The 25611-nt window shown below is 70.2% G+C and carries 23 protein-coding genes and 1 tRNA gene; 15 read left to right on the top strand and 9 right to left on the bottom strand.

The window, feature by feature from the left end:
• Positions 1-388: 388 nt before the first annotated feature.
• On the bottom strand, positions 389-1153 hold the full coding sequence (locus AB0C22_RS01655; protein WP_219465658.1) for an SDR family oxidoreductase: 765 nt from the start codon (positions 1151-1153) through the stop codon (positions 389-391).
• Positions 1154-1185: 32 nt separating this feature from the next.
• Positions 1186-2055: a helix-turn-helix transcriptional regulator gene (locus AB0C22_RS01650; RefSeq protein ID WP_219465656.1), complete on the bottom strand. Its 870-nt coding sequence runs from the start codon at positions 2053-2055 to the stop codon at positions 1186-1188.
• 529 nt (positions 2056-2584) lie between these two features.
• On the opposite strand from AB0C22_RS01650, the gene rfbA reads away from it, so the two are divergent.
• Both rfbA and AB0C22_RS01640 read left to right on the top strand, forming a co-directional pair.
• Positions 2585-3478, top strand: coding sequence for a glucose-1-phosphate thymidylyltransferase RfbA (gene rfbA / locus AB0C22_RS01645; RefSeq protein WP_219465654.1), 894 nt, complete (start codon positions 2585-2587; stop codon positions 3476-3478).
• A 271-nt stretch (positions 3479-3749) separates the two neighbouring features.
• Positions 3750-4976, top strand: a complete 1227-nt coding sequence (locus tag AB0C22_RS01640) for a 3-deoxy-7-phosphoheptulonate synthase (protein WP_219465652.1) — start codon at positions 3750-3752, stop codon at positions 4974-4976.
• 116 nt (positions 4977-5092) lie between these two features.
• Here AB0C22_RS01640 and AB0C22_RS01635 read toward each other — a convergent pair whose 3' ends face one another.
• Positions 5093-6514 carry an MDR family MFS transporter gene (locus tag AB0C22_RS01635; protein WP_219465650.1) on the bottom strand — a complete coding sequence of 474 codons (1422 nt, stop codon included), beginning with the start codon at positions 6512-6514 and terminating at the stop codon, positions 5093-5095.
• Between the two features lie 110 nt (positions 6515-6624).
• On the opposite strand from AB0C22_RS01635, the gene AB0C22_RS01630 reads away from it, so the two are divergent.
• Positions 6625-7125, top strand: a complete 501-nt coding sequence (locus AB0C22_RS01630) for an FBP domain-containing protein (protein WP_219465648.1) — start codon at positions 6625-6627, stop codon at positions 7123-7125.
• A gap of 118 nt (positions 7126-7243) precedes the next feature.
• Here AB0C22_RS01630 and AB0C22_RS01625 read toward each other — a convergent pair whose 3' ends face one another.
• Complete coding sequence (locus AB0C22_RS01625) at positions 7244-8386, bottom strand: ThiF family adenylyltransferase (protein ID WP_219465646.1); 1143 nt, start codon at positions 8384-8386, stop codon at positions 7244-7246.
• A 34-nt stretch (positions 8387-8420) separates the two neighbouring features.
• Positions 8421-9455 carry a ketoacyl-ACP synthase III family protein gene (locus AB0C22_RS01620; protein WP_219465645.1) on the bottom strand — a complete coding sequence of 345 codons (1035 nt, stop codon included), beginning with the start codon at positions 9453-9455 and terminating at the stop codon, positions 8421-8423.
• 212 nt (positions 9456-9667) lie between these two features.
• Here AB0C22_RS01620 and AB0C22_RS01615 point away from each other — a divergent pair, with 212 nt between their 5' ends.
• The 9 genes from AB0C22_RS01615 (at position 9668) to AB0C22_RS01575 (ending at position 20410) form a co-directional block, all read left to right on the top strand.
• Positions 9668-11299 carry an FAD-dependent monooxygenase gene (locus AB0C22_RS01615; protein ID WP_219465644.1) on the top strand — a complete coding sequence of 544 codons (1632 nt, stop codon included), beginning with the start codon at positions 9668-9670 and terminating at the stop codon, positions 11297-11299.
• Between the two features lie 202 nt (positions 11300-11501).
• Positions 11502-12983: a nitroreductase family protein gene (locus tag AB0C22_RS01610; RefSeq protein ID WP_219465643.1), complete on the top strand. Its 1482-nt coding sequence runs from the start codon at positions 11502-11504 to the stop codon at positions 12981-12983.
• 3 nt (positions 12984-12986) lie between these two features.
• Complete coding sequence (locus tag AB0C22_RS01605) at positions 12987-14414, top strand: class I adenylate-forming enzyme family protein (protein WP_219465642.1); 1428 nt, start codon at positions 12987-12989, stop codon at positions 14412-14414.
• Positions 14415-14461: 47 nt separating this feature from the next.
• Positions 14462-14731: an acyl carrier protein gene (locus tag AB0C22_RS01600; RefSeq protein ID WP_208565400.1), complete on the top strand. Its 270-nt coding sequence runs from the start codon at positions 14462-14464 to the stop codon at positions 14729-14731.
• On the top strand, positions 14724-15467 hold the full coding sequence (locus tag AB0C22_RS01595) for a dihydrodipicolinate reductase C-terminal domain-containing protein (protein ID WP_219465641.1): 744 nt from the start codon (positions 14724-14726) through the stop codon (positions 15465-15467). The genes AB0C22_RS01600 and AB0C22_RS01595 overlap by 8 nt, the downstream gene beginning before the upstream one ends.
• A complete protein-coding gene (locus tag AB0C22_RS01590) occupies positions 15464-16207 on the top strand; it encodes a class II aldolase/adducin family protein (RefSeq protein WP_219465640.1) in 744 nt (247 codons plus the stop codon). Before AB0C22_RS01595 ends, AB0C22_RS01590 begins: the two co-directional genes overlap by 4 nt.
• On the top strand, positions 16204-17376 hold the full coding sequence (locus tag AB0C22_RS01585) for an acyl-CoA dehydrogenase family protein (RefSeq protein ID WP_308290970.1): 1173 nt from the start codon (positions 16204-16206) through the stop codon (positions 17374-17376). Before AB0C22_RS01590 ends, AB0C22_RS01585 begins: the two co-directional genes overlap by 4 nt.
• 37 nt (positions 17377-17413) lie before the next feature.
• Positions 17414-18958: a GMC oxidoreductase gene (locus tag AB0C22_RS01580; RefSeq protein ID WP_357532878.1), complete on the top strand. Its 1545-nt coding sequence runs from the start codon at positions 17414-17416 to the stop codon at positions 18956-18958.
• Between the two features lie 90 nt (positions 18959-19048).
• Complete coding sequence (locus AB0C22_RS01575; RefSeq protein ID WP_219465636.1) at positions 19049-20410, top strand: aminotransferase class V-fold PLP-dependent enzyme; 1362 nt, start codon at positions 19049-19051, stop codon at positions 20408-20410.
• 54 nt (positions 20411-20464) lie between these two features.
• Here AB0C22_RS01575 and AB0C22_RS01570 read toward each other — a convergent pair whose 3' ends face one another.
• Complete coding sequence (locus AB0C22_RS01570; protein WP_219465635.1) at positions 20465-21328, bottom strand: ParB N-terminal domain-containing protein; 864 nt, start codon at positions 21326-21328, stop codon at positions 20465-20467.
• Positions 21329-21782: 454 nt separating this feature from the next.
• The gene (locus AB0C22_RS01565) at positions 21783-22364 is read right to left on the bottom strand and encodes a TetR/AcrR family transcriptional regulator (protein ID WP_208565394.1); all 582 of its coding nucleotides are present in this window, start codon (positions 22362-22364) and stop codon (positions 21783-21785) included.
• 794 nt (positions 22365-23158) lie between these two features.
• Between AB0C22_RS01565 and AB0C22_RS01560 the strand changes: the two genes are divergently transcribed.
• Positions 23159-23413: a type II toxin-antitoxin system prevent-host-death family antitoxin gene (locus AB0C22_RS01560; protein ID WP_219465633.1), complete on the top strand. Its 255-nt coding sequence runs from the start codon at positions 23159-23161 to the stop codon at positions 23411-23413.
• Positions 23410-23784 (top strand): type II toxin-antitoxin system VapC family toxin, encoded by a 375-nt coding sequence (locus AB0C22_RS01555; protein ID WP_219465631.1) that lies wholly within the window; start codon positions 23410-23412, stop codon positions 23782-23784. The genes AB0C22_RS01560 and AB0C22_RS01555 overlap by 4 nt, the downstream gene beginning before the upstream one ends.
• A gap of 375 nt (positions 23785-24159) precedes the next feature.
• Here AB0C22_RS01555 and AB0C22_RS01550 read toward each other — a convergent pair.
• Positions 24160-24234: transfer RNA gene (locus AB0C22_RS01550), tRNA-Lys, on the bottom strand.
• Between the two features lie 172 nt (positions 24235-24406).
• Between AB0C22_RS01550 and AB0C22_RS01545 the strand changes: the two genes are divergently transcribed.
• On the top strand, positions 24407-24799 hold the full coding sequence (locus AB0C22_RS01545; protein WP_219465629.1) for an SCO5389 family protein: 393 nt from the start codon (positions 24407-24409) through the stop codon (positions 24797-24799).
• A 271-nt stretch (positions 24800-25070) separates the two neighbouring features.
• On the opposite strand, the gene AB0C22_RS01540 is transcribed toward AB0C22_RS01545, so the two are convergent.
• Positions 25071-25463 (bottom strand): transcriptional repressor, encoded by a 393-nt coding sequence (locus tag AB0C22_RS01540; RefSeq protein WP_208565392.1) that lies wholly within the window; start codon positions 25461-25463, stop codon positions 25071-25073.
• Between the last annotated feature and the right edge of the window lie 148 nt (positions 25464-25611).

The raw sequence follows: 25611 nt of genomic DNA, 5'->3' as shown, positions 1-25611 counted from the left end.
AGTGAACGCCGAAGTGAGGACCGACCGACCACATTCGGTCTCTTCCGGCCGACCCGGTCGGGGCACGGTCTCGACCATGGTTCGACGCGGTTGGCTGTACAGGGCGTACGACCCCGGCGGACCGCATCAGGCGGCCGGTGCGCGGGGCAGGCGGCAACAGTGCCGACGGTCAGCCGCGCTGGTATTCCAGAATCGTGATGACATCGAACCGCCGGCGACCGGGGGCGATCGGTGGGCGGCTCACGGGTAAGGCTGCCAGACCGCCGCCGACCGGTACAGGCGCGCATCTGACCATTGCCGGTCGTGGCCGGATGCGGACATTCTCACCATGTCGCGGGCGACAGCGGCACGATCGGGGTGCCGCGCCCACTGCCTGGCGACTCCCGGTTCAGAGCGAGGTCCCGCCGGCGACCTCGATGCGCTGACCGGTGATCCAGCGTGCGGCATCGGACGCCAGAAAGGCGACCACGTCGGCGACGTCGTCCACCTGACCGATCCGGCCGAGCGCGGCCTTCGACGCCAGCTCCGCCGCCGTTCCCGGCTGCCGCAGGCGGTCACCGTGAAACTCCGTGTCGATGAGGCCGGGAGCGACGCTGTTCACCGTGATCCCGCGCGGACCGAGCTGCTCGGCCAGTGCCTGACTGAAGACCTCGAGTGCCCCCTTGCTCATCGCATAACCGACGATCTCGGGGTGCGCCACCCGGGTGGCCAGCGAGGAGATGTTGACGATCCGACCCCCGTCGCGCATCAGGGGAAGGGCCCGCTGCGCCAGGAACACCGGGAGACACACGTTGATCGCGAACACCCGGTCGAGCTGTTCCGGGACGAGTTTGGCGACATCCGCCCGGCAGCCCACCCCGGCGTTGTTGACCAGCACGTCGAGCGCGGTGTCGCCGGTGTGGTGTCGGAGACCCGCTGCCAGTCCGTCGAGGAGCACGTCCAGACCCGAGTCGTGGGCGAAGTCGGCACGGACGGCGAACGCCGTCCCACCCCGGTCACGTATCAGGTCCACCGTCTCCGCAGCCATCGCGTCGTCGCGACGGTAGTGGACGGCGACCACGGTCGTCGCCGTTGCGAGCCGTACGGCGATGGTCCGGCCGATCCCGCGACTGGCGCCGGTGACGAGCACAGCGCGCGTGGTACCTCTGTCCATGTCTTCTCCCCAGAGCTGTCGTCGACGATCGGTTACGACGGAAAGTCCAACAGGCCCTCGATACGGCCGGCCACCACTCCGGCCTCGAAGCGGCTGCTGGTGCCCAGCCTCCGCAGCAGCGCGGAGACGAGCCGCCGCAGGGTGCGGGCCGACAGTTGCAACTCGCGGGCGATCGCGGTGTCAGGCCGGCCACGTGCCCACAGCCGCAGGATCATCAGTTGCTGCTCCGTCAGGCGCAACGGGCTGTCGACGAGGTCGGTGGAGGTGTACCGGGCGATCGGGTCCCGATCGTCCGGTGCGACGCCCGGCGTCATGGCGGTGGGGCTTTCCGTGGTGGTACTCCAGCAGAACTCGAAGACGCGTCGCAGCAGCGCGACGACAGTTTCCTGTCGTACGAGCAGGTGGCCGGAAATCCTATTGCCCGGACCGGTCGGCCAGATCAGGGCAAGATCGTCGTCGACGACCAGGAAACGGAACGGAACGAGCTGTGTGCTGCGCACCTGCACGCTGACCGAAGCCATTTTCTGCAATGGTCCCGCGATCCGTGCGGCGCCGACGGAGGTATTCTGTCGGATCACTCGGATCACCAGCCCGGCATCAATGCCCGTACGGTGGCGATTCACGGCGTCGGTGACAATCTGCTGGGCCGGTGCCGGCGGATCCATCCACATCATCTCACCGGCGGCGTGAACCGCAGCGTTCTTGAGCAACTCTTCCATCCGCGACCAGCCCGCCACCTCTTCTATACCGGTGGCGCCCGCCGTGACCGGCCATCCACATGTCGCCAGGGCCGCGACCTTCGCCCGGACCGACCGGATCGCAGCCGCCGCCCCGACCTGCGCCTCTTCGTGCCGTTCCAGCAGGTCCAGCAGGGCCTCCAAAGGACGTCGATCGTCCTTCACGGTCAGAGGGCACATCGAGCCACCTCTTCCTCGTTCCATTGTCCGCCCGGGGCCACGGCCGCTACGGGCCACAAATTGGTCTACATGAGTCGCCGTAACTTTGACAAGCTGTCGTCAACGGCTGGAGGACACCGCCGAGAAGAGTCGGTACGGTGCAGTTGGCGAAGAACTCCGCCGCATCAGGCAATCCACTCGGGCCATGATCGAAATCACCTTGCCCGGAGCACGTCGATGTTCAACAGCCACCCGGGACCCAGCTGTCCGGCAGTGACGCCGACCAATCGCCGCTGACCGAACCCGCACTGGTCCCACGCACCCGGGCGAGGGCGCACCGGGTGTCGGGACCACCGGAGCCACGGCGGACGTCGAGCCAAGATCGATCGACTTCTCTCGATCACGTGGGCCCGCGACGTGACCGGGTGCGCAACAGCCCCACCGAAACGGTCGAATGGTGCCGACAGAGTCGGTGCCGGCGGAAACAACTGGTGGCGATTCACCACCGACCATCTTCTCCTGGAGAGGTTGAAATATGCGCGGTATCGTTCTCGCCGGCGGCTCGGGTACGCGGCTGAGGCCCGCAACCAAGGCCCTGTCCAAACAGCTGCTGCCGGTCTACGACAAACCCATGATCTACTACCCGCTGTCCGTTCTCATGCTTACCGGCATCCGGGACGTCCTGATCATCTCCACCCCTGACCACCTGTCGCTCTACCAACAACTCTTCGAGACGGGAGCGGAACTCGGACTGAATATCGAGTACGCCGTCCAGGAAAGGCCGGGCGGCTTGGCGGAGGCATTTCTCCTGGGCGCCGACTTCATCGGCGACGAGAACGTCTGCCTGGTGCTGGGCGACAACATATTCCACGGCACCGACCTGGGCCCGCTGCTTCGGGCAGAAGCCGAGCAGGTGTCGGGCTGCACGTTGTTCACCTACCCCGTCTCCGATCCCACCCGGTACGGAATCGCCGAACTGGACCGCGACGGGCGCCTGGTCCGACTGGCGGAGAAGCCGATTTCCCCGTCATCGAACCAGGCGGTCACCGGCCTCTATCTCTACACTCCCGACGTCGTGGATCACGCGCGGGCACTCGCACCCTCCGCCCGCGGTGAACTGGAGATAACCGATCTCAACAATCGTTACCTCGGTGAGGGGCGGGCCAGAATCGTCGGTCTCGGACCGGAAGCGGTCTGGTTGGACACCGGCACGCACGACAGCCTCCTGGCCGCCGGGAACGTCGTGCAGTTGCTCCAGCACCGCAACGAGCCCGTCGCCTGCCTGGAGGCGATCGCCTGGCGAATGGGTTTCATCAGCACCCGGCAGATGGTCCGGTTGACGAGGAACTATCCCGAGGGCAGTGCGGTGGCCACCTACCTGGCGGGGCTGCTCGCCCGGGAACCTCTCGGCTTCGAGGCCTTCGCCTGACCCGCAGCACGCCCCGCCGCTGCTGGCGCGTGGGGACGTCGGGGCGACCCCGGCGCCGACGCCACCGCCTGCCAGGCAGCCGGCCCGGCGGTGGCGCAGCCGGCCCGGCGGGAGCGCAGCCGGCCGGCGAACATCCCGGCCCGACCCGGGCAGACCGTCCAGCGCGCACGTCCAAGTGCGGAACTACGCACTCGCCCACCCGAAGAGTCCTGTCATCGATCGCTCGACGACGGCGATCAGCACGACGTTCAGCAACTGAAAGGAGTCTGCCGTGACCGAGAAGGCATTCCGGTACGACGTCCTCGCCGACGACGAGATCCGCGTGCCGGACGGATTGCGCGACGTGTGGCGGGGATTCAAGGAACCGCCGCACCAGCAACCGGTCTGGCGCAACCGCCACCTGCTCGAGTGGGCCCGCGCCACCCTGGCCTGGAGCGCACCGCTGGTCACCTCGCCTGAGGTCGAGGAGCTGAGTCGCCTGCTGGCCGAGGTCGCCGACGGCCGGCGTCGCGTCCTGCAGTGCGGTGACTGCGTCGAGGATCCCCGGGAGGCCACGGCCACGCACGTCCGCGACCGGATCCGTCTGATCGACGAACTCGCCGCCCTGATGACGGCTGGTTCCGGGCTACCGGTCCTGCGGGTCGGACGACTGGCAGGTCAACTGGCCAAGCCCCGCTCCGAGCCGTTCGAGCGGGTGAACGGTGTGGACCTGCCCGCCTTCCGCGGGGCGCTGGTGAACCGCCCCGGGCACACCATGGCGGACCGCTCCCCGGACCCGGTGCGTTTGTACCACGGATATCGGATGTCTCGCGCCGTGCTGGCGCATCTGGAGTTGCTGGGCCGCCACCCCGGGCAGGCGGGTGTCGACCCGGTGTGGACGAGTCACGAGGCGCTGCTGCTCGACTACGAGATTCCCCTGCTGCGGCGGGCCCCCGGCGGCAGTTCGTTGCTGGCCTCGACGCACTGGCCCTGGATCGGTGAGCGCACCCGGCGTCATGACGGGGCCCACGTCCAGGTGATGGCGGCCGTCGACAACCCGGTGGCATGCAAGGTCGGCCCGGGAATCAGCGCCGGTGAACTGCTCGAGCTGTGCGCGAAGCTCGACCCGCAGCGCCGTCCGGGCCGGCTCACGCTGATCGCGCGGCTCGGGGCGGGCCGGGTGACCGACACACTGCCGCCGCTGGTCCGAGCCGTACGCCGGGCGGGGCATCCGGCAATCTGGCTCTGCGATCCGATGCACGGCAACACCATCCGTAGCCCCAGCGGTCGCAAGACGCGCTCCGTGGCCGACGTGGTCGCCGAGGTCGAACGCTTTCAACTGGCGGTCCTCGCCGGGAAGGGCGTACCCGGGGGACTCCACCTGGAAACGACACCCAACACCGTCGCCGAGTGCGTGCCGGTCGCCGGCAACGAACCGGCTGGTCCGTTCACGACCCTCTGCGATCCACGGCTCAACGGGGACCAGGCCGCCCGGGTGGTGTCCGCCTGGCACGCCTGAGGACCGCGTACGCCCGTCCGGCTCCGCAGCCGGGCCTGCTCGTCGCGGCACCGGGTGGGCAGCCGGTCCGGTGTCCGTGGACACCGGTGACCGGCTGCGCCACCCGGCCGCCCGGCTCAGCTCACGACCGGCTTGCGCCGTGCCGGGAGGAACATCGCGGGCACCGCGGTCAGCACCACGACCCCGACGACCACCCAGAAGGTGGCGTGGAAGCCGCCGAGCTCACTGCCCTGCTGCCGGGTCAGCGGTTGCAGCAGCAGGGCGACTGCCGCGGTGCCCACCGCGCCCCCGATCTGCTGGATGATCGCGTTCGCCGTGGTGGCGGCCGGGACGCGCTCCTGGCTCAGGGAGTGATAGAGCGTCAGCATGGTGGGTGACACCACGAAGGCCAGGCCGATACCACGGACGAACAGCGCGGCGACGATCAGCCACTGCGCCGATCCGGGTTCGGCGAAGGCCAGGGGGACGGTGGTCACCGCGACCACCGCCAGCCCGCCGAGGACCATCACCCGGGAGTTGTGTTTCAGGTCCACCATCTTGCCGACGACCAGCACGGCGACCAGCATCCCGGCGCCTTGTGGAGCGAGCGCCAGGCCGGCGTCGACCGCACCGCGGCCGTCGCCCTCCTGTAGGAGCAACGGGACGAGGAAGACGACGGCGAACAGGGCCGCGTTGTTGAGCAGGGTGATCGCCGTCGAGGCGGTGAAGGCGCGATCCCGGAACAGGTCGAACTCGACGACTCCGGTACGCGTGGCGCGGCTCGCCCGGATGCCGTGCCAGGCCAGCGAGACCACGCTCAGCAGCAGCGGTGCCCAGACCCGCACGGCGGTGGGTGGGGTTCCGTCGACGAGCATGCTCAGCCCGTAGAGCAACCCGGCGATGCCCAGACCCATCGTGACGAGGCCGAAGACGTCGAGTCGTGGCGCGTCCTGCCCCTTGCGGTTGGGCAGGTGGCGAGCGGACAGGATCACGGCGACCAGCACGATCGGCACGTTGACCAGGAAGGCCCAGCGCCACGACAGGCTCTCGATCAGGACCCCGCCCACCACGGGCCCCAGAATGGGTGCCATCTGCACCGGAATGGCGATGACGGCCATGGCGCGGCCCATCCGCTCCCGTCCGGCGATCTCCACCACGAGGATGCGCATGAGCGGGAACAGCATGCCCGCGCCCAGGCCCTGCACCACGCGGAAGAGGATGAGGCTGCCCAGCGACCAGGCCAGCCCGCAGGCCAGGGAGCCGACCAGGAAGACGCTCAGCGAGGCGACCCAGGTCGCTGCCGAACCGAAGCGCTGTGTCGCCCACCCGGTGGCGGGGATGACGACCGCCATCGCCAGCAGATAGGCCGTGGAGGCCCACTGCGTCTGGGCCAGGGTGGCGGAGAACGCAGCCGACAGGCTGTGTACGGCCACCCCGATGATGGTGCTGTCCAGCAGCCCGACGAATCCTCCGAGGGCCAGGAGCATCACCTTGCCCAGTAGCGCCCGGTCCAGGCTCGGTGGCGGGCTCTGATCTGTCGTTGCCTGGTCCGTACTCATCGTGTCTCCTCGTCGGGACGGGTGACCTGCCGGATGAAGGTCTTCTTCACCTCTCTACCTATAGCATATAGCCGTTTGCCTTAGGTGATTTGTGTTGTTACAGTCGCTCCATGAAGCAGCTGGCTGAGGCCGCGATCCGCGATTCCTTCATAAACTGCTCAAAGGGAGAGTCACGACGCATCTCGCTACCGCGGGAGGTGGAGGAGCTTCCGTGGAAGCACCTCGACTTCCTCGGGTGGACCGACCCGCGGGCACCCGAACGCAGCTACCTCGTCTGGCAGCAGGGCGAGGACGACGCGCCGATCGGCGTGATGCTGCGACACCCGGACAGGCTGCCGGGCCTGCAGCGCAACATGTGCTCGCTGTGCCTCACCACCCACGGCTCGGGTGGTGTCACGCTGATGGCAGCGCGCAAGTCCGGTCCGGCCGGACGCAAGGGCGACACCGTCGGGCTGTACATGTGCGCCGACCTGAACTGCTCCCTCTACGTGCGGGGGCTCAAAGCCCTCCCGCCGGGGTTGCGGATGGAGGAGACGCTCACGGTGCCGGAAAAGGTGGAGCGCATCAAGAGTCGGGTGGCGGCGTTCATCCAGCAGGTCGCCAGCACGTAACCCTGGTCGACGCGCGCCGCTGCGCCCGGACGGTGAACCCCGGGCGCAGCGGCGCGGGCCGCCCTCAGCAGAGCAGCGGCGCGGGCCGCCCTCAGCAGAGCAGCGGCGCGGGCCGCCCTCAGTAGACCGGCATGGAGGGATCCAGCTGGTGCGCCCACGCGAGGATCCCGCCTCCGACGTGGACGGCGTCCGGGAGACCACTGCGGTGCACGAGGGCCAGCACCTCCGCCGACCTGATCCCCGACCGGCAGATCAACACGACCCGGCGGTCGCGCGGAAGGCGCTCGGTGGCGTCCCCGCTGAAGAACTCGCCCTTGGGGATCAACGTCGAGCCGGGCAGGTGCACGTAGTCGTACTCCTCGGGCTCCCGTACGTCCACCAACGCGAACTTCTCGCCGCCTGCCACCAGGTCGCGCAGGGCGAGCACCGAGATGGTCCCGCCCCGGGCGGCTTCGGCCGCCGCCGGTGACAACAGACCGAAGAACGGCTCCGCCGCAGTCAGTTCGGCCGGCCGGTCCACACCGGGCCGGCGTTCGTACGGCCGGACCGAGCATTCACCCAGCGTCGCATCGTACGTCATCACACGACCCACCAGCGGCTCACCGGTGCCGGTGAGCAGCTTGACCACCTCCATGCTCATGGCCCCGGCCAACCACCCGCCCCACAACCGCAGCGTCCCCGACATGCCCCGGAAGTAGGCGGCTGGCCGCTCGTGGTGCAGATCGCGGAAGCCCGGCCCCTGCCCGTCCCAGAACACCGACAGGCGAGCCCGGCCGCCGTCCAGCTCGCCCCACACGAAGGGGATCCCGGCTCGGGCGCACACGTCGTCGACGAGCTGACAACGGGCGGCGTCCTCGCCGGCACAGACAACCAGGTGGTACGAGTCGACCATGGACTCGGCGTTCGCGAGGTCGAAGCGCCCGGGCACCACCTCGGCCCGCAGGGCGGGACGCGTCCGCCGCAGAGCGGTCACCCACGCCTCGGCGCGGGTGGCGCAGCCGCCGTCCGGAATGCCGAGGTGATCGTCCCAGGGCTGTGGGGGCGCGGCGTCGACGACGCCGATGACACCGACGCCCGAGTCGGCGAGGTGCGCGGCGACGAGCCCACCGACCTCGTCCGCGCCCACGACGAGAACGCGGCCGGCCGCCAGTCGCCGCTGACCGGTCGATCCGAAGCCGCCGAGGATCAGCTGGTGCGCCTGCCGAGCGGCCTCGCCGTCAGGAAGGGCGGCCGCAGGCTCGACCAGGGCTGGAAAAGACATGGTGCTCCTTTCGAAAGGCAGACATGCCGGACGGTCAGGGTCGGGCCCAGTCCGGGATCGTCACGATCTCCAGGACGGCCGCGCCCCAGTTGAAGCCGTAGCCACTCCCGGCCAGGACGACGTGGTCACCCACGGCCAGGCACCCGGTGGTCAGCAGATGCTCCAGACCGGCCACCTGGTCCCCCGCGCCGAGGTGTCCCACCCGACGCCCGAACTCCCAGGTGGTCCGGTCGTCCGGGACACCCATCTCGGCCAGCATCGTCCACCAGCGGACCGTGCGACCGTTGTTGGGCAGGACGAAGCGCCGCACGTCGGCCGCGGCGACCTTGGCCTCGTCCAACGCCTGACCGATCGTGTCGCAGAACCCGCTGGCGATCCGCTGGGAGATGTCCTCGAGATCGTCGAGGTTCTTGCGCATGAACCGGGCCTTGCGGCCCCGCAGGTCGAGGGGCTTGTCCCCGGCGTGCGGCGCGTCCTTGAGCCGGGTGCCCCGATACATCGCCTCCAGCGACGGGTCGGCGTTGAGCACACAGGACAACACCCGGGCGAAGCCGGGCCGGGAGCTGAGCAGGAGCGCGGTGCCACCGTCCGCCATCACCGTCCCGCTCTCCGTACGAAATCGGTCGAAACCGGGGAGGCAGAATCGTTCGCCGGTGGTCATCAGCACCGTGGCGTCGTCCGGACAGGCGGACAGGAAGGACGCGCCGATCAACAGACCGGCCAGACCTCCGTTGGACTTCTGGTCGATCTCCATCGCGGGAGCGCTGCCGCCGATCGTCTGCTGTTGCACGTACGAGGACGGCGTCCACACGTCCTGCCCCTGGAAGTACGTGCCGTGGTGCAGCAGGAGCCGGACGTCCGCAGCGGACGGCTGACGCCGGTCCAGGGCCTGCCGTGCGGCCGCGACGGCCAGGTCGGGTGCGAACTCGTCGTCCGACACGCACACCGCGAGCAGCGCGTTGCCCACGTACTCGGCGTCCGGGTAGCGGCCGTCCGCGACCGCCTCGCGGAGGTCCAGCCTACGGCCGAGACGGACGCCGACCGAGTCGAAGTAGACCTCGTTCATCATCAAGGCGAATGGTCCTTCCGCGGAAAGAGGGACAGCAGCCGCAAGGGCGAGGATCGGGCTGACGTTCGCGCCGAACGCAGGGGCACCGTAACAGCCGGAAATACCTGTCCGGATCACCTGCACGCAATTTTGAACACCAGTTGACGCGCCCCGCGAAAACCGCTATCGCTGGCACGGCAAGGCAACCGCATGGACTCGGAGAAGGAGATCCCGTGGCACCTCGAAAAACTGATGTCGTGATCGTCGGAGGCAGCACCGTCGGGTTGTTCACCGCGATGTTCCTGGCCCGGTCGGGGGTCTCGACGCTCCTCGTCGAACGGCATCCCGCACCGCTGCGTCACCCCCGCGCCATGGGCATCGGGCCCCGGACGGTGGAGCTGCTGCGGACCGCCGGGATCGCCGACGAGGTGGACCGCCTGTGCGTGGACATGTCGGGTGGCAACCTGGAGATGATCAGCACACCGACCCTGGCCGAGGCGGACCTGCCCGCGCTGGCCCGGCAGGCGCCCCCCCGCGCCGAGCCGTTCCGGCGGACGACGCCGCAGATCCTGCGGGGCACCTGCCCGCAGGGACGGCTCGACCGCGTGGTCATCGACCGCGCCAGGGCACTGGGAGCCCGCCTCGAGTTCTCGACCGAGCTCACCGGTTTCGAGCAGGGACCGGACGGGGTCACCGTGAGCCTGACCGGCCCACAGGGGCCGTACGAGGTGGCCTGCGACTACCTCGTCGCCGCCGACGGCGCGCGCAGCGGCGTGCGAGAGGCCCTCGGCATCGGCGTGACCGGCCGGGGCGCCATCGGCGATCCGCTGGTCAGCGTGCTGTTCCAGGCAGACCTCGACGAGTTCACGCAGGGCCAACCGTTCGTCATGTGCGACATCACCACCCCGGAGGCGGCCGGTGGCCTGCTGCCCGTGGACGGGCGGGGCGAGTGGCTCTACGTCGTTCGGTACTCGCCCACCGCCGGCCAGCACGCCGAGGACTTCACGCCCGAACGGTGTCGGAGCCTGATCCGCGCCGCAGTCGGCCGCGCCGACCTCCCGGTGGCGGTGATCAGCACGCTGACCTGGCAGGTACGGGCCGCACTGGCCGATCGGTTCCGCGCCGCCCGCGTCTTCCTGGCCGGCGACGCCGCGCACGTCGTGCCGCCGGTCGGCGCGTTCGGCATGAACACCGGGGTGGCCGACGCGCACAACCTCGCCTGGAAGATCGCGCACGTGCTGGCCGGTTCAGCCGGACCTGACCTGCTGGCCACCTACGAGGCGGAGCGCCGCCCGGTCGCCCGGACGGCTCTGGAACAGTCGACGCTGCGCCTGGCGGACCCGTCCCTGCACTGGGCCACGGGCAGTGCCGGGGCGCGACGTCGCGCCGACGCCGGTGCCCTGCACGCGCCCGTGGTGCACCTCGGCTACCGGTACGCGTCGACAGCGGTGCTGGATCCGGTGCCGGCGCTGCCCTCGACCGAGGAGGTCGAGCTCGACCTGGACGGCGCACCCGGTTCCCGCCTGCCGCACCGCTGGTTGCGGCACGACGGCGCCACCGTGTCGACCCTCGACCTGGTCGGCTACCGGCTCACCCTGTTCGCCGGCCCGCAGGGTCAGGCCTGGCACGCCGTGGCGGACGAGGTCAGCCGACGGCTCGGTCTGCGGCTGGCGGTGCACTGCATCGACCAGACGTCCGGCGGGGACCCGGAAGGTTCGTGGGCCGCCTCGGTGGGGATCGACGGGTCCGGCGTCCTGTTGGTGCGCCCGGACGACTTCGTCGCGTGGCGGGCCCGGCGTATCGGGCCCGCCTCGGCCGACGACCTGGAGAAGGCACTGCTCACGATCCTGTCGCGGACCCACTGACCGCGACCGCATCCGTACAACTGCGGAATCCCGCAGTTGCCGGGCTGGACCGCCAATAGTTGGTCTGGCATGGTTGATTTCGCGCCGGACCTGTTTCAGCGGTCGGCCGACAAGCAATTCCACACGCATCTCGGCGCACACCATCCGCCACTCCTGCGGCATGGTTGAATTGTGGCGCCGGCAGACGAGAAGCGGACTGCTGATGGATCGATCTTCGGTCGCGTACCACAATTCCTGGAACACTCGCGAAGATGTGTCCGGGGGTCTCGCCGACGGTCTCGACGGCGACCGGGGCCTCCCGGCGTCGCTGGCCCGCCATTCCACCGAGGCCGAGCCGGACGTCGTGGCCTTCTGGCACCGGATGGCGCTCGCGGCGCCGGCCGCCGACGCGCCACGCCCCGGGCGCATCCCGGTACCGGCCGAGCTCCATCCGGTGCTGCAACTTCTCGAGGTGGCCTGCCGGGGGTCCCGGCACGGTGGGATCTCGGTGCCCTCGGCCGGGGCGCTCTACCCGTACGAGCACGCGGTCGTCGCGGAGCACGCCGGAGAACTGGCGGTCTTCGCGGTGGACGCCGCACGCCGGTCGGTCCATCTGCAGTGCCGCATCCGACCAGCCGAGTGGCCTGGTGGCCTGCCGCTGCCGGGGCCCGGCAGGACCCTGCTGCTCACCAACGTGCGCCCGTGGCTATCGATGCGGAAGTACGGCGACCGCGGTTACCTCTACGCACACCTGGACGCCGCCCACCTGAGCACACATCTGCTCTGTCTCGCTCAGTCGCGCTTCGAGCGGACACGCGGCCTGACAGCGCGCGAGGTTCGTCCGCTGGATCAGGTGCTGGGGTTGCCGGGCCGCTGCCGCTTCGTCCACAGCGCACTGTGGCTGGACTCGCCGACCGCTGGGTCGTCCGCACCTCGGGAGAGCTGGGCCTGCGTCGACCAGCACGGGGCCCCGCTGAGGCAGACGCTGCCCGAGCACCCCGAACAGCAGTGCTGGCAACGTCTTCCGGCCCGACCGCAGCCGGGAACGCCCGTCGCGGACAGCGGCGCCGGGTCGTTCACCGCAGCCCGGGTGGCGGCTGCCGGCCCGGTCGCCGGACAGTTGGCCGTGGCGGCGCCGCGACGACGCTCCGCCAAGGACTTCACCGGCGAGACGGTGCCGGTGGGCGACGTCCGCCGGGCGCTGAGGGCCACGGGGACCCGCCTGCCGTGGGACCTTCCCGTGACCGGCACGTTCGGCATCACCGTGCTCGCCCGCCGGGTGGCAGGGTTGGCGGCCGGGGCCTACCGGGTGTACGACGGGACGCTCGCCCCGGAGCCGGTGGCGGAGCACGTGGTCGACGGTGACGAACTGGTGCGTATCTGCATGGGTCAGGAGCACCTCCGACATGCCGCTGCGGCGGTGGTCTTCCACGCCCCCCGGGACGCCATCTTCCAGCTCGGCATCGACGGCGTGGACGCGGCCCTGTTCCGGGCGGGCGTACTGGCCCACCTGCTGTGTCTGGGTGCCGCCGACGCGGGACTGGCGATCACCACCATCGGCGGGTTCGACGCCGCCGGTTGGCACCGGCTCAGTGCGCTGCCGCAGAGGGACGAAGCCCTGTACGTGGCCCTGGTCGGTCAGGCCGGCGTCGTGGCGGTCAAGCTCGACCGGCTGCAACGCGCCTACGCCCATGACGAGGCCTGAGACATGCTGATCGAGGTGATCGACGACGCCGCCCGACGGCACGGCGACCGGCCGGCGGTCTCCGACCGGCAGACCACACTGACCTACCGTGAGCTCATCCGGTCGAGTGCGGTCTGGGCCGACACGTTGGCCGGGTTGCTGCCGGGTGGAGACCGTGGCCGCATCGGAATCCGGGCCGGCAACGGTGTCGCCTACGTGGTCGCCTACCTGGCCGCCCTCCGCTGCGGCGCGGTCCCCTTCCTCATCGACCGGGTCAGCGGGGTGCAGGAGACAGCGGCGATCCGGGAGGACTGCGGCCTCGACCTCCTGGTGCACGACTCCCCCGCGCCCGGCTGGGGCACCCCGCGTGGTGAGCTGGGCACCCTGACCGTCACCGGCGCCCCGTCCGCCGGTCGCGCCGCACTCGACCCGCAGACCGAGGTCTGCCGTTTCACCTCCGGCTCGACGGGGCGGCCCCACTGCATCGAGTTCCGCGGGCAGGCGGTGCACCGGGCCGCCGTCAACTGGGCGACGGGGACGGGCCTGGACGCCGACGACAGCATCGCCTGCTTCGCGTCCCTGTCGAACGGCCTCGCCTTCAACACCTCGCTGCTGTCGGCGTTCCTGGTGGGCGCCCGGTTGCACCTGCCCAACGGTCTGCCGTCCGGCAGTGCGGTGGGCCGGGCGGTCGCGGCGTGCGCCGCCACCCGGCTGGTCGGCTTTCCCGCACTCTACGACTCGCTGGTACGCCGACCGGTGACCGACGGCTCGTTCAGCCGGCTACGCATGGCCATCTCGTCGGCGGCACCGCTCGATCCCGGCACGAAACACCGGTTCGTCGAGGCGACCGGGGTGCCGCTGCGGAACTACTTCGGCGCCGCGGAGGCCGGCCCGCTCACCTTCGCCACCGATCCACTGACCGACCTGGGCCTCGGTGGGCCGCTGCCGGGCGTACTGCTGCGCGCGGGGACCAGGGCGAACCCGGGTCCCGTCGAGGTACGCAGCGAGTCCATGGGCACCCGCTACCTCAACGCCCCGGGGCTGTTGGAGAGCCGGATGACCGACGACGGTCACTACCGCACGGGTGACCGCGGCTACCTGGCCGACGGCAGCCTGTTCCTGAGTGGACGCAGCCACCGGGTGATCAACGTGGGCGGCCGGAAGATCGATGCCACCGAGGTGGTGGAGGCCCTGCGGGCGGCTGCCGGTGTCCGCGACGCCGTGGTGCTCCAGGTGTTGGACCGGCACGGCGTGCCCGCCCTGGCTGCCGTGCTGGCCGCCGACGACTCGCTGGACCCCTCGGGGCCACGACGCTTCCTGGCCGGCCGGCTCGCACCGTACAAGATTCCCAGCCTGGTCCGTGTCGTCCCCGAGATCCCCCGGGGGTCCGCCGGCAAGCCGGCGATGGCGGCCCTCGAAGGACTGTTCGCCGTCGACCGCACCGACGGCTGAGACGCCACGTATCGATCCCGATAGCCGCAATGTGCAAGGAGATGGTCATGTCGGAAAGCGGCACCAGAATTCGACAGAAAGTCGCGCGCATCATCACCGAGTCGGCCGAGGGCGGGCTCAGCGAGGCGGACCTCGACCGGGCCGGCGGATCGCTTCCGGCGCTGGGGTACTCGTCGCTGTCCTACATCCGCATGATCGACGCGATCGAGAACACCTTCGGCATCGAGATCGACCAGGACGAGGAGGATGATCGACTTCGGTCGGTCGACGGCATCGTCGCCCTGGTCGCGGCACAGGACGAGTCGGCGCATGTCTGAGCCGGTACTGGGAGTGGTCGGCCGGGGCCGGCTCGGCACCGCGGTGCGCGACCTGGCCCGGGCCGAGGGGCACGAGGTACGCGTCTACGCCTCCCGCGCCCTGCCCGATCCACGCACCGAGACGGCACCCGACGTCGTCGTCGACTGCTCCGCGCCCGCGGCGTTGACCGGCGTCGCCGAGCTCTGTCACCACTGGCGTCGCCCGCTGGTCCAGTGCGTCTCGGGACTGGACGAGCAGCAGGAGGCCGTGCTGGGCCGGCTGGGCCGGTCCGTCGCCGTGGTGGCCGCCCCCAACCTGACCCTGGGAAACTACCTGCTGAGCAGGGCGGTGCGGTGCGTCGCCGAGGTGGTGACGACCATGGCGCGGGCCGGCGTCACCGGGGCGGTCCCGGAGGCCGCCGTCTTCGAGCGTCACCCGGCCCGCAAGGCGCACCGGCCCAGCACCACGGCGGTTCAGCTGAGCCGGTTGTGGACGTCGCTGACCGGGCACGAGGTCAGCGACGTGGCCTCGCTACGCGCGGGCGACGCGGTCAGCGACCACGAGTTGCGACTCGGCTGGGACGGGCAGTCGCTCGCCCTGGTGCACACGGTGGGGTCCATCCGGACCGCCGCCGCCGGGGCGATCGGTATCGCTGCCGCGGCCACCAGTCTGCCGGTGGGCGTGCACCACGCACACGACGTCTTCGACCAGATGCTGGCCGTCATGGGCGGCGACGGCGGAAAGGACCAACGATGAGCCCCGAGGCCGACCAGGTGACTCCTCGTCCGGTTCCGGCGCACCTGAGCAGGCAGATCGCGTACGGCGCACGCATGCTGTCGCTCGACGGTCACGACGACTTCAACCAGGGTCAGATCTCGGCACGTAGGCCCGGCTCGGACGTGTTCTTCATCAAGAACGCCCTCTGCGGCTTCGACGAGGCGACCCCGTCCCAGGTGGTGGCCGCGTCGACGGACCCGCACGCTCCGGTGGACCCGTTGGCGCCCCCCGAGCTGCCGCTGCACCAGGCCATCTACCGGGCCCGCCCGGACGTCAACGGGATCGTGCACAGCCATGCGCCGTACACGCTCGTTTTCGGCGCCACCGATCTGCACCTGCGGCCCCTCTCGCACGACGGCTCCTACTTCACCGGCCGGCTCGGGCTGTTCACGCAGACCAGCAACACGGTGCTCGACCAGTCGACCGGCGAGGCGATCGCCAAGAGCCTCGGCAGCGGCGAGGGTCTGCTGCTGCGCAACCACGGCGGGGTGGTGGTCGGTCGGAGCGTCCGGCACGCCGCGGTGCTCGCGCAGGTCCTGGAGCGGGCGTGCCGCCTGCAACTGCTGGCCGAGCAGACCGGCGTGCCGTACGTCTGGGCCACCGACGAGGACGTCCAGCTCAAGCGCGACTTCATCTACGCCGATCTGTCCATCCGGTCGTACTGGGAGTACGCGGTCCGCCGGGTCGACGCGACGTGGCCGGCGGCGGCCCGGTGGTGACGGGGCGGATCCCGCAGGGAGCACCTCCGGGGGCGGCGGAGGCGACGGAGGTCCGGGACCTGCTGTCGCTGGCCCGGGAACTGGCCGACAAGGAGCTGTCGCCCCTCGTCGACGAGTTCGAGGCACGCGGCAGTTTTCCCCGGGACCTGCTCCGCACGCTGGGCCGGGTGGGCCTGCTGGGCCTGCCCTACCCGGTCGAGTACGGGGGTGGCGGTCAGCGGTACGAGGTCTACCTGAGCGTGTTGGAGACACTCGCGAGCCGTTGGCTGGCGGTGGCGCAGTCCGTCAACATCCATGTGTTGTCGTGCTACCCGTTGGCCCGGTGGGGCAGTCCGGAGCAGCGCAGCCGTTGGTTGCCCGACATGCTCGGCGGTGACCTGCTCGGTGCCAACTGCATCTCCGAGCCGGCGGCCGGGTCGGACGTCGGCGCGATCGCCTGCGCGGCCCGCCTGGACGAGGCCGCGGGCGTCTACGTCGTGGACGGCACGAAGGCCTGGACGAGCCATGCCGGCGTCGCCGACTACTACAACGTCTTCTGCCGCACCGGTGGCGAGGGCGTACGGGGACTGTCGGTGTTGCTCGCCTCCGCCGACACGCCGGGTGTCTCGCCGCAGCGGCCGGAGCGGAAGATGGGGGTGCAGTCGTCGCCGACCGCCTCCGTCGTGCTGGATGCCGCGCGGGTGCCGGCCGACCGGCTGATCGGCCGACGCGGCAAGGGCTTCCTCATCGCGGCCGGGCTCTTCGACCGGGGCCGCCTCGGCATCGCCTCCTGTGCCGTCGGGCTCGCCCAGGCAGCCCTGGAGTACGCCACCGCCTATGCCAGGCACCGGCGGCAGTTCGATCGTCCGATCACCGACTTCCAGGGTGTGGCGTTCCTGTTGGCGGACATGTCGACGGAGATCGCCGCGGCGCGGGCCCTGGTCCGGGAGGCCGCTCGGGCCCTGGACGAGGGCCAGCCGGACGGCGTCGTCACGGCGATGGCCGCCCGGGCCAAGCTCTTCGCCACCGACGTGGCGATGCGGGCGACCACCGACGCCGTCCAGGTGCTCGGCGCGTACGGCTACGTCCGGGACCATCCGGTCGAGCGCTGGATGCGGGAGGCCAAGCTGCTGCAGATCATCGAGGGGACGAACCAGATACAGCGCGTCGTGATCGCACGGTCACTGTGACCGCGGTCCGCACCTCGACTCCGGCTGAGGAGCACAGATGAGCGAGTCCACCGACGTCGCGGACGTCGTCATCGTCGGCAGCGGCCTCACCGGTGCCGTCTACGCGCGGCTGGTCGCGGACACCGTACCGGCCGTGCGCATCCTGATCGTCGAGGCTGGTCCGGCGGTGACCGAGCCACCGGGCCGGCATCTGAGTCACGTCACGGATCCGGGGGAACTCGACCGGGCCCAGGTCGCGTCACAGGGGCCGCTGCGGGTCCGGCATGGCACGACGGTCGCCTCCGGCATCGCCCACAACGTTCCGCGTGGTCAACGTGACGATGCCTTTCTCAGCCGTCCGGGCCTGTTCCCGGTGGACCCGGGCGGCTCCCTCCCCGCCGCGCAGGCCGCCTGCAACGTCGGCGGCATGGCCACCCAGTGGTTCGCAGCCTGCCCACGGCCCGCCGGTGCCGAGCGCATCGACTTTCTCGACCCGGCCGTGCTCGACGGGGCGCTCGGGGTCGCCGAACGTCTACTGCGCGTCTCGGCACGGCAGTTCGCCGACTCGCCCGTCGAGTCACGGATACGGCGACGGTTGGGTGCCGCACTCGACGACGGCCGCGCTGCGCACCGGCGCGTTCAGCCGTTGCCCATGGCGCTGACCGTCGAGCACGGGTCGGTACGGCGGGCCGGTGTCGACGTGGTCCTCGGCGGGCTGCTCGGCGACCGGCACCGCCACGTCGCGTTGCGTACCCGGACCCTGTGCAGCCGGGTCCTGACCGACGACGGTGGCGTGACCGGGGTGGAGCTGCGCGATCTCGCCACCGGATCGGTTTCCACCGTGCGCACCGGGCACGTGGTGGTCGCCGCAGACTCGCTGCGTACCCCGCAACTGCTGTTCGCCTCGGGCATCCGGCCACCGGCGCTGGGTCGGTACCTCAACGAGCACGCTCAGGTGTCGCTCGCCGCCGAGCTGCACGGTTTCGCCGGTGAGGTGCCGGCCGGCCCGGCCCGGGGCGTCACCTGGATTCCCTACGACGACCTGACCTTCCCGTTCCACGGGATGGTGACTCCCCTCGATCCGACCACCTTGCCGGTCCCTGCCCCGCACCCCTGGGCCGCGGTGCACCTCTTCGTGCCGCAGGACGTGGCTGCGGGCAACCGGGTGACCTTCAGCGATGACGAGCGTGACTGGGCCGGCCTGCCGGTGATGCGGCTGCGTCACCGGCCGAGCCCGGCAGACGGGGCCACGATCGAGGCGGCGCGGGAGGCGGTGCTGCGGCTGAGCCGGCTGCTCGGCCGGCCGGTCGAGGGCGAGGTGCCCTGGGTGCATCCGCCCGGCAGCTCCCTGCACTACCAGGGCACCGTACGGATGGGAGTCTCGGACGACGGCACCAGTGTCTGTGACCCGGTTTCGCAGGTCTGGGGTGTGCGCGGGCTGTACGTGGCCGGCAACGGTGTCATCCCGACGCGTACGGCGTGCAATCCGACCCTCACCAGCATGGCTCTGGCCGTGCTGGGAGCGCGGGATCTGTGCGACCGGCTGGGGCGGCCGGCAGTCGTCGGCGCTGCCTCGGGGGCCGCGTCCGCGGCGGTGAGGTGAACCGGCTCTCCGGCCCGGGGCCCGCGCTCACCGTGTCGAGGGAACCAGTCCGTGCCCGTCGGGCGTGCACTCAGGAACAGGAGGTCCTCCATGCCGGCCACTTCCACCTCTGCGCCGATCGATCCGGCGCTCCGCGCACCCTTGCCGGTCCTGGGTCGCGACGTCACGGTGCCGCTGGTCACCGGCGGACACGTGACGTACGCGGCGCTGGACTACGCCGCGAGCGCCCCTGCCCTGGAACGGGTGTGGAACGACGTCGCGGCTTTCCTGCCGTACTACGGGAGCGTGCACCGCGGCGCGGGCTATCTCTCGCAGTTGTCCACCGCGCTGCTTGAGCGCAGCAGGGACACGGTCCGCCAGCATCTCGGTGTCCGGCCCGACGACGAGGTCCTGTTCACCCGCTCGACGACCGACTCGCTCAACCTGCTCGCCGGGGCCCTTCCGGGGGACACCGAGGTGTATGTCTTCGAGACCGAGCACCACGCCGCGTTGCTGCCGTGGCACGACGGCGCGACCACCGTCCTTGCCGCACCGTGCTCGGCGCAGGACGCGGTCGACCGGTTGACCGCGGCGCTGGCCGGACGAAGCCGGCGACGACCGGGGCTGGTCTGTGTGACCGGGGCGTCGAACGTGACCGGCGAACTGTGGCCGGTGGCGGAGCTGGCCTCGGTGGCCCACGCCGCCGGTGCCCGCCTGGTGCTCGACGCCGCCCAGCTGGCACCGCACCGACCGATCGACGTCGGCGCCCTGGGCGTCGACTACGTGGCGTTCTCCGGTCACAAGATGTACGCCCCGTTCGGGGCCGGTGTCCTGGCCGGTCGGGCCGACTGGCTGGGTGCGGCACGGCCCTACCTGGCCGGCGGCGGGGCGAGCCGGCGGGTGGAGGTGACGGCGGCGGGCACCCTCGACGTGCAGTGGCACGGCGGCAGCACACGGCACGAGGCCGGGTCGCCCAACGTCGTGGGTGCGTACGCCGTGGCATCGGCCTGCCGGGCGTTGGCCGAAGCGGGGTTCAGCGCTCTCGTGGAGCGCGAGGACGCCTTGTTGCGCCGGCTGACGGGCGGCCTGGCCGCCATTCCGGGTGTCACGTTGCTCTCCCTGCTGGGCGACGGGGCACCACGGGTGGGCGTGGTCAGCTTCGTGATCGAGGGGTGGAGGAGTTCGCAGGTGGCGGCAGCGCTCTCAGCCGAGCACGGGATCGGCGTGCGGGACGGCCTGTTCTGCGCCCATCCCCTGATGCGTGTGCTGGTCGGTGCCGTGCACCAGGGGCCCGCTTCTGGGCGGGACTCCCGGCCGCAGGGGCGTAGCCAGCACGCGATACGCGCGAGCTTCGGCGCGGGGACTCCGGTGGAACACGTCGATCGGTTGGTGGACGCGGTGTCGTCGATCGTCCACGAGGGCACGCGGCACGAGTACCGCAACGACGGGGAGCGCTGTGCCCCCGTCCGGTGACCGGCACGAACGGCGCCGCCGGATCTCCGCCCGGCGGCGCCGTTGGTGCCGGTGTCACGCGGAGTAGCGTTCCCGCCGTTCCAGCTGATCGGCGAACATCTGCCAGCTCCGCGCGCACTCCCGGGCGATGCGTGCCACCGCGCCCGACTGGTAGGTCGGCACGGCCTCCACCAGCCGTCGCCGTTGCAGTTCGTCGAGGGCACGGAACTCCAGGAACCGCAGCAGGAGGCGGCCGGCGTCGGTGAAGCGGAGCCGGGGGTCCCGCCGGAGGTCCAACACCGGCGTCGGCTGTTCGACGCTGGTGCGCCGGGCGGCGAGATCGTCCCGGGGCGGTCGCGTCACCTGGCGGACCGGTGCCGTGTCCTGCCTGGCGTCGGTGTCTCGTTGCTTCGTGGCGACCGGGTCCTCGCCACGCTCCAGGCGGGTCCGGACGTCGCGGGCGGTTCCGGGTGATATGCCGACGCTGCGGGCGATCTCCCGCAGCGACGCGTCCGGATGCCGCGCGATGAACTCACCGGCACGTCGGCGTCCGTCGGCGCTGGAGACCGGCCGGGTCCGGCCGTCGAGGCCGACCCTGCTCACCTCCGAGGCGACGCCTTCGTTGCGCTGCCGTCGGATCGAGGCGACGGTCTTGTCGGCGATGCCGACCACGGCGGCGATGGCCCGGTTGGACCAGCTCGGATGGGAGGCGACGATACGTTCGGCGGCGGCCCGCCGGTCGGCGGCCGAGAGCGGCAGACCGTGCTTGGCGTTCAGTCGTACGGCCAGGACGAAGGCGTCCTGCTCGTTTCCGTCGAAGAACCGGACCGGGATGGTGGCGTCCCCCCGGATGCCGGCGGCCTGCAACCGGTGCCAGCCGTCCACCACCCGCATGGTCTGCCGGTGCACGATGATCGGCGGTAGTTGCCCGGCGCACACCGCGAGCGTCTGTACGTGGGATCCGTCCGCTCCGGCGATTCTCGGCGAGCAGGACCCGCTGAGCTCGTGAAGAGGAACCTGTTCCACGGTCGGGCTGGTCTCGCCCCCCTCGACCCGGTGGTGCCTCGAATCCCCCGAATAATTCACGTCATCGCTCGTCGAATCTGTCGTCCCCGTAGTCATCTTTGCCTCCACAATAAAATCACGGTGCAGTGCGGAGTGATTGACCCGTTGAAGCCTCCCTCGCGCCGGGTCGGGCGCTGTTACACATGTAAACATCAGTGCAAATCTATCAATGTATATCCCTGGACGCAACGGGTCACTCTACAATTACTCAGAGTGATAATGAGGCGTACGACGGCACCCGGAAAACGGGAATGAAGAGTTACCCCAGGCATTAAAGGCGCGGCCGGGGGAGCGCGCTTGCCGGCGGCGGACTACCGCCGGGGGTCACCTATCGCGCAGCGCCGGACGAGGGCCACTCGGTGAGCATCACGTGAATTGCTTCGATGCCATTTTCCCAAGATTTCTGCACGTCCCGGGGATGACCGAAACCACCGATCGACTCCAGTGAGACGAAGCCGTGCAGAGAACTCCGGACGAGCCGCACCGCGTCGGTCAATTCGCCCTCGCTCAGGTCGTAGGCGCGGAACATCGCCATCGTCATCGCAAAGATGCGCTGGTGGCCCGTCGACCGGGACAGCTCCTCCTCGGTGAGCTGGATGTGGGTGGCGGTGTACCGGCCCGGGCAGGTGCGGGCGAACTCCCGGTAGGCATTGGAGAAGGCCACCAACGCGTCCTTGCCGGCCCGACCCGCGAGCGCTTCACCGATGCAGTCAGCCAACTCGGTGGCGGCGAGCACGGCGACGCCCTTACGCAGCTCCGCGACGCTACGGACGTGCGAGTACATGCTGGGCTCGGCGATGCCGAGGATGCGAGCCACGGCCGAGAGGGTGACCTTGTCGAAGCCGACCTTGTCAGCCAGGTCGGCTGCGGCCGTCGTCACCCGCGACGCCACCAATCCGACTCGGGCCACCCTTGCCTCCCTGATCCCTCAGCCTCGTCCTGGAGGCGTCAACTCAAGCGACCAGTCATGCAACTAGCTACCGGCTGCAACCTATGGGCCATAGGAAGTCGCCGTACCTTCATAGCACACGCAGGGCGGCAGAGCACACACGGCCACCCCGCAACCTCAAGGTCACGAGCCGTCACCGGAGTAGCCCCGCACCACGTTTGCTCCATCTTAGCGCCGGTAGAAGCTGATTTATGCCTCGACCCCCGGCGCGAAATGCCGACACTGACCGGAAATGACGACATATTGCCGCACTTACTGTATGCAAAATCACCATAATTATGATCAAAAATTCTCAGGCTCGACCGACGCCCGTTGCCCCCCGCCGACGACGCCGGCAACGCGTGGAACCCGCACCGATACTGCCGGGTCCCGCGCGTACCAGCGGCACGGGTCGATGCCCGCCGGTCGGAGTCGCGGGCGGGCTGGTGCGAGGTGGCCGGCCGACTCCTACCGGACGCGGGCGACGCTCGGCAGGATCTGCGTGCGGACCAGGAGCGGGGCCGAACTGCCGCCCTGGTGGTGCCTGCTGATGTTCGTCAGGCATTTCCGCAGCTCGGCTGCGATTGCTGGTGGGCCGGAGGCACCACCATGCGAACCACACTGCCCTCATCGTTGGTAACCCACTACCACTGAATTTGCTCAGCTCGCGGTCGTCGAGCGACCCCCGACGAGCCCGACCAGGCCGGCGGCCTACGAATCCGTGACGACATCGATCCAGGCAGGCTAAGCTGTTAGCTAATCGAGGAGGTGGCGTCATGTCCGCTGAGGCCGTGCACTACAACATGCATGATGCCAAGACCCACCTGTCGCGCATCATCGACCGGGTGGAACACGGCGAGGAGATCATCATCGACCGGGCAGGAACTCCGGTGGCGAAGGTCGTGCCGCTGGTACGGCGGGCCAACCGAACCGCGGTCGGCTCCCTCGCCGGTCAGTTGGATCTCTCCGGCGACTGGGACTCACACCAGACCAATGCAGAGATCGCCACTGATTTCGGCATCGGTGCATGACCCTGCTGCTGGACACCCATGTCGCACTGTGGGCCATCACAGGCGATGCGACTCTCGGCGACGAGTTCCTCGATCGACTACGCCACGACCCGGACATCTTCCTCTCCCCGGTCAGCCTGTGGGAGATCACCATCAAGCAGAGCGTGGGAAAACTCGCCGGCCCCCCGGACCTGGCCGAGAGGGTAAGGGACATGGGCTTTCGCGCACTCCCGGTGACCCACGCCCACGCCATCGCCGCCGGCCGCCTGCCGCCACATCACCGCGATCCCTTCGACCGCATGCTGGTGGCACAGGCGACCGCCGAAAGGCTGACCCTGGCCACCCGCGACGCGTCGATAACGCTGTACGACGTGGACATCCTGAAGGTATGAGTCAGTGGCTGGTCTCACGGCCACCGAACCGACATCTGGGCATACGCGTCGGAAGCCGGCGCCATTGCGAACCCGCAGAACGATCTCCACACAGACCCAACGCATAGATCCAACCAAACGTCTGTAACTGCCCCCTGATGAGCTTGCCGCGGGGGTGTGGAGGGCTCTACGGCACGCCAACCTGCGGATCACGTAGGAGGCCTACGTTCACCGGTCGCCGAAAAAGGACCGGCCGCGCGGCCTGGCCGGTGGCCTCTCGCGGGACGCGGGCAGCGCTCGACGGGATCTCCGTGCGGACCAGGATCGGGGCTGAGTTGCGCCCTGGTTGTGCCCGATGATCTTCGTCAGGTGTTTCGGCAGCTCAGCGGTGGTTGCTGGTGGGCCGCCTGGGACTCGAACCCAGAACCTAAGGATTAAAAGTCCTCAGCTCTGCCATTGAGCTAACGGCCCGCTGAGCCACAGGTTACCCGACCACGTCGGCCGGGTCGGGTCCACCTGAGACCCGCCCTCCGCTGCGTGCGCACCGTCGGGAGTGTCGGTGTTTGACGCGGGCGGAGTGACGTGGTGTGCTCACGGGGTTAGCGCTAACGACAATCGTTATCATTATCAGTTGAGGAGGATCATGTCTCTCACCGTGCCACCCGCCCTGCTGGAAGCCGCCGAAGCGGGCCCGGTCGACGACCGGGACTTCGTCGCCTGCGTTCGGGAATCCCTGCCGTACGCCTGGCAGACCGTGAGCCGGGTCGTCGCCGACCTGGAGTCGTCGGGCGCGGAGCGGGCGGACAACTCCGTACCCCCGCCCGGCGAGGCGGAGCGGGGGCAGTTGCTGCGCGCACTGGCCAGCGACGCCATCCGCGCCAGCCTGGAGCGCCACTTCGGCGTGAAGCTGGCGTTCCAGAACTGCCACCGGGTCGCCGCGTTCCGCCCCGCGGCGGTGGACTCGGAGCCCTACCGCCGCTTCGTCTCCACCCGTGGTCAGCTCCTGAACCAGTCACCCGAGCTGCGCAACTGCTGACCGCACCGGTGTGCCGGACCGGAGGACACCACTCCCGGTCCGGCACACCGGACGGCACCGCACACGCGGCAACCCGAGCGGGGCCGGACAGCGGGGACGCAGGCGACCACCCGAACGGTGCCCGACAACCGGATACGGGCGACAACCCGAGCGGGTGCCGGACGACCGGACGCGGGTGACAACCGGACGGTGCCCGACAGTCGGACACGGGCGGCAGCCCGCCGACGACGGGGGTCCGGTTATCGCCGGGGGCGGTGCGGTGTGCCGCGGGTCAACGGGCGCACTGCGCGCAGGTGCCGAAGATCTCGAAGGTGTGCCCGACCTCGGTGAAGCCGTGCTGGGCGGCGACCTGGTCGGCCCACCGTTCGACCGCCGGCCCGGCCACCTCCACCGTGCTACCGCACCGGCGGCAGACCAGGTGGTGATGGTGCCGGCTCTGGCTGCACCGGCGGAACAGCTGTTCACCGCCGGGCAGCCGGGTGGAGTCGATCTCCTGGGCATCGACGAGCAGTTGCAGGGTGCGGTAGACCGTGGTCAGGCCCACCCGCGCCTTGCGGGCCACCAGCATCTGGTGCAGTTGCTGCGCGGTGTGGAAACCGTCGACCTCACGCAGCAACGCCAGCACCTCGCCGCGCTGACGCGTGTTCCGGGTCACGTTCGGCATCGCCTGGGTCACCGTACCGCCGTCTCCGCTCGTCGCCCCGACCCCCGACCGGCGGCCGTCGCTGCCCCTCGCCTCCACCGGACAGCGCGGAGACCGTAACCATTATGCGCTGCGCATATGAGCACGCCACGGCCCGTGTCCACGCCCA

The sequence above is a fragment of the Micromonospora sp. NPDC048894 genome (assembly GCF_040649765.1).
GTDB classification, from domain to species: Bacteria; Actinomycetota; Actinomycetes; order Mycobacteriales; family Micromonosporaceae; genus Micromonospora; species Micromonospora antibiotica.
This window is presented reverse-complemented; position numbering and strand designations above follow the sequence as displayed.

Bases quoted from the DNA above. Each gene is read 5' to 3' on its own strand.
- AB0C22_RS01635 (WP_219465650.1), bottom strand. From the start codon at position 6,514: ATGAGTACGGACCAGGCAACGACAGATCAGAGCCCGCCACCGAGCCTG.
- AB0C22_RS01620 (WP_219465645.1), bottom strand. From the start codon at position 9,455: ATGATGAACGAGGTCTACTTCGACTCGGTCGGCGTCCGTCTCGGCCGT.
- AB0C22_RS01600 (WP_208565400.1), top strand. From the start codon at position 14,462: ATGTCGGAAAGCGGCACCAGAATTCGACAGAAAGTCGCGCGCATCATC.
- AB0C22_RS01555 (WP_219465631.1), top strand. From the start codon at position 23,410: ATGACCCTGCTGCTGGACACCCATGTCGCACTGTGGGCCATCACAGGC.
- AB0C22_RS01630 (WP_219465648.1), top strand. From the start codon at position 6,625: ATGAAGCAGCTGGCTGAGGCCGCGATCCGCGATTCCTTCATAAACTGC.
- rfbA (WP_219465654.1), top strand. From the start codon at position 2,585: ATGCGCGGTATCGTTCTCGCCGGCGGCTCGGGTACGCGGCTGAGGCCC.
- AB0C22_RS01605 (WP_219465642.1), top strand. From the start codon at position 12,987: ATGCTGATCGAGGTGATCGACGACGCCGCCCGACGGCACGGCGACCGG.
- AB0C22_RS01610 (WP_219465643.1), top strand. From the start codon at position 11,502: ATGGATCGATCTTCGGTCGCGTACCACAATTCCTGGAACACTCGCGAA.
- AB0C22_RS01545 (WP_219465629.1), top strand. From the start codon at position 24,407: ATGTCTCTCACCGTGCCACCCGCCCTGCTGGAAGCCGCCGAAGCGGGC.
- AB0C22_RS01580 (WP_357532878.1), top strand. From the start codon at position 17,414: ATGAGCGAGTCCACCGACGTCGCGGACGTCGTCATCGTCGGCAGCGGC.
- AB0C22_RS01590 (WP_219465640.1), top strand. From the start codon at position 15,464: ATGAGCCCCGAGGCCGACCAGGTGACTCCTCGTCCGGTTCCGGCGCAC.
- AB0C22_RS01655 (WP_219465658.1), bottom strand. From the start codon at position 1,153: ATGGACAGAGGTACCACGCGCGCTGTGCTCGTCACCGGCGCCAGTCGC.
- AB0C22_RS01575 (WP_219465636.1), top strand. From the start codon at position 19,049: ATGCCGGCCACTTCCACCTCTGCGCCGATCGATCCGGCGCTCCGCGCA.
- AB0C22_RS01540 (WP_208565392.1), bottom strand. From the start codon at position 25,463: ATGCCGAACGTGACCCGGAACACGCGTCAGCGCGGCGAGGTGCTGGCG.
- AB0C22_RS01625 (WP_219465646.1), bottom strand. From the start codon at position 8,386: ATGTCTTTTCCAGCCCTGGTCGAGCCTGCGGCCGCCCTTCCTGACGGC.
- AB0C22_RS01595 (WP_219465641.1), top strand. From the start codon at position 14,724: ATGTCTGAGCCGGTACTGGGAGTGGTCGGCCGGGGCCGGCTCGGCACC.
- AB0C22_RS01560 (WP_219465633.1), top strand. From the start codon at position 23,159: ATGTCCGCTGAGGCCGTGCACTACAACATGCATGATGCCAAGACCCAC.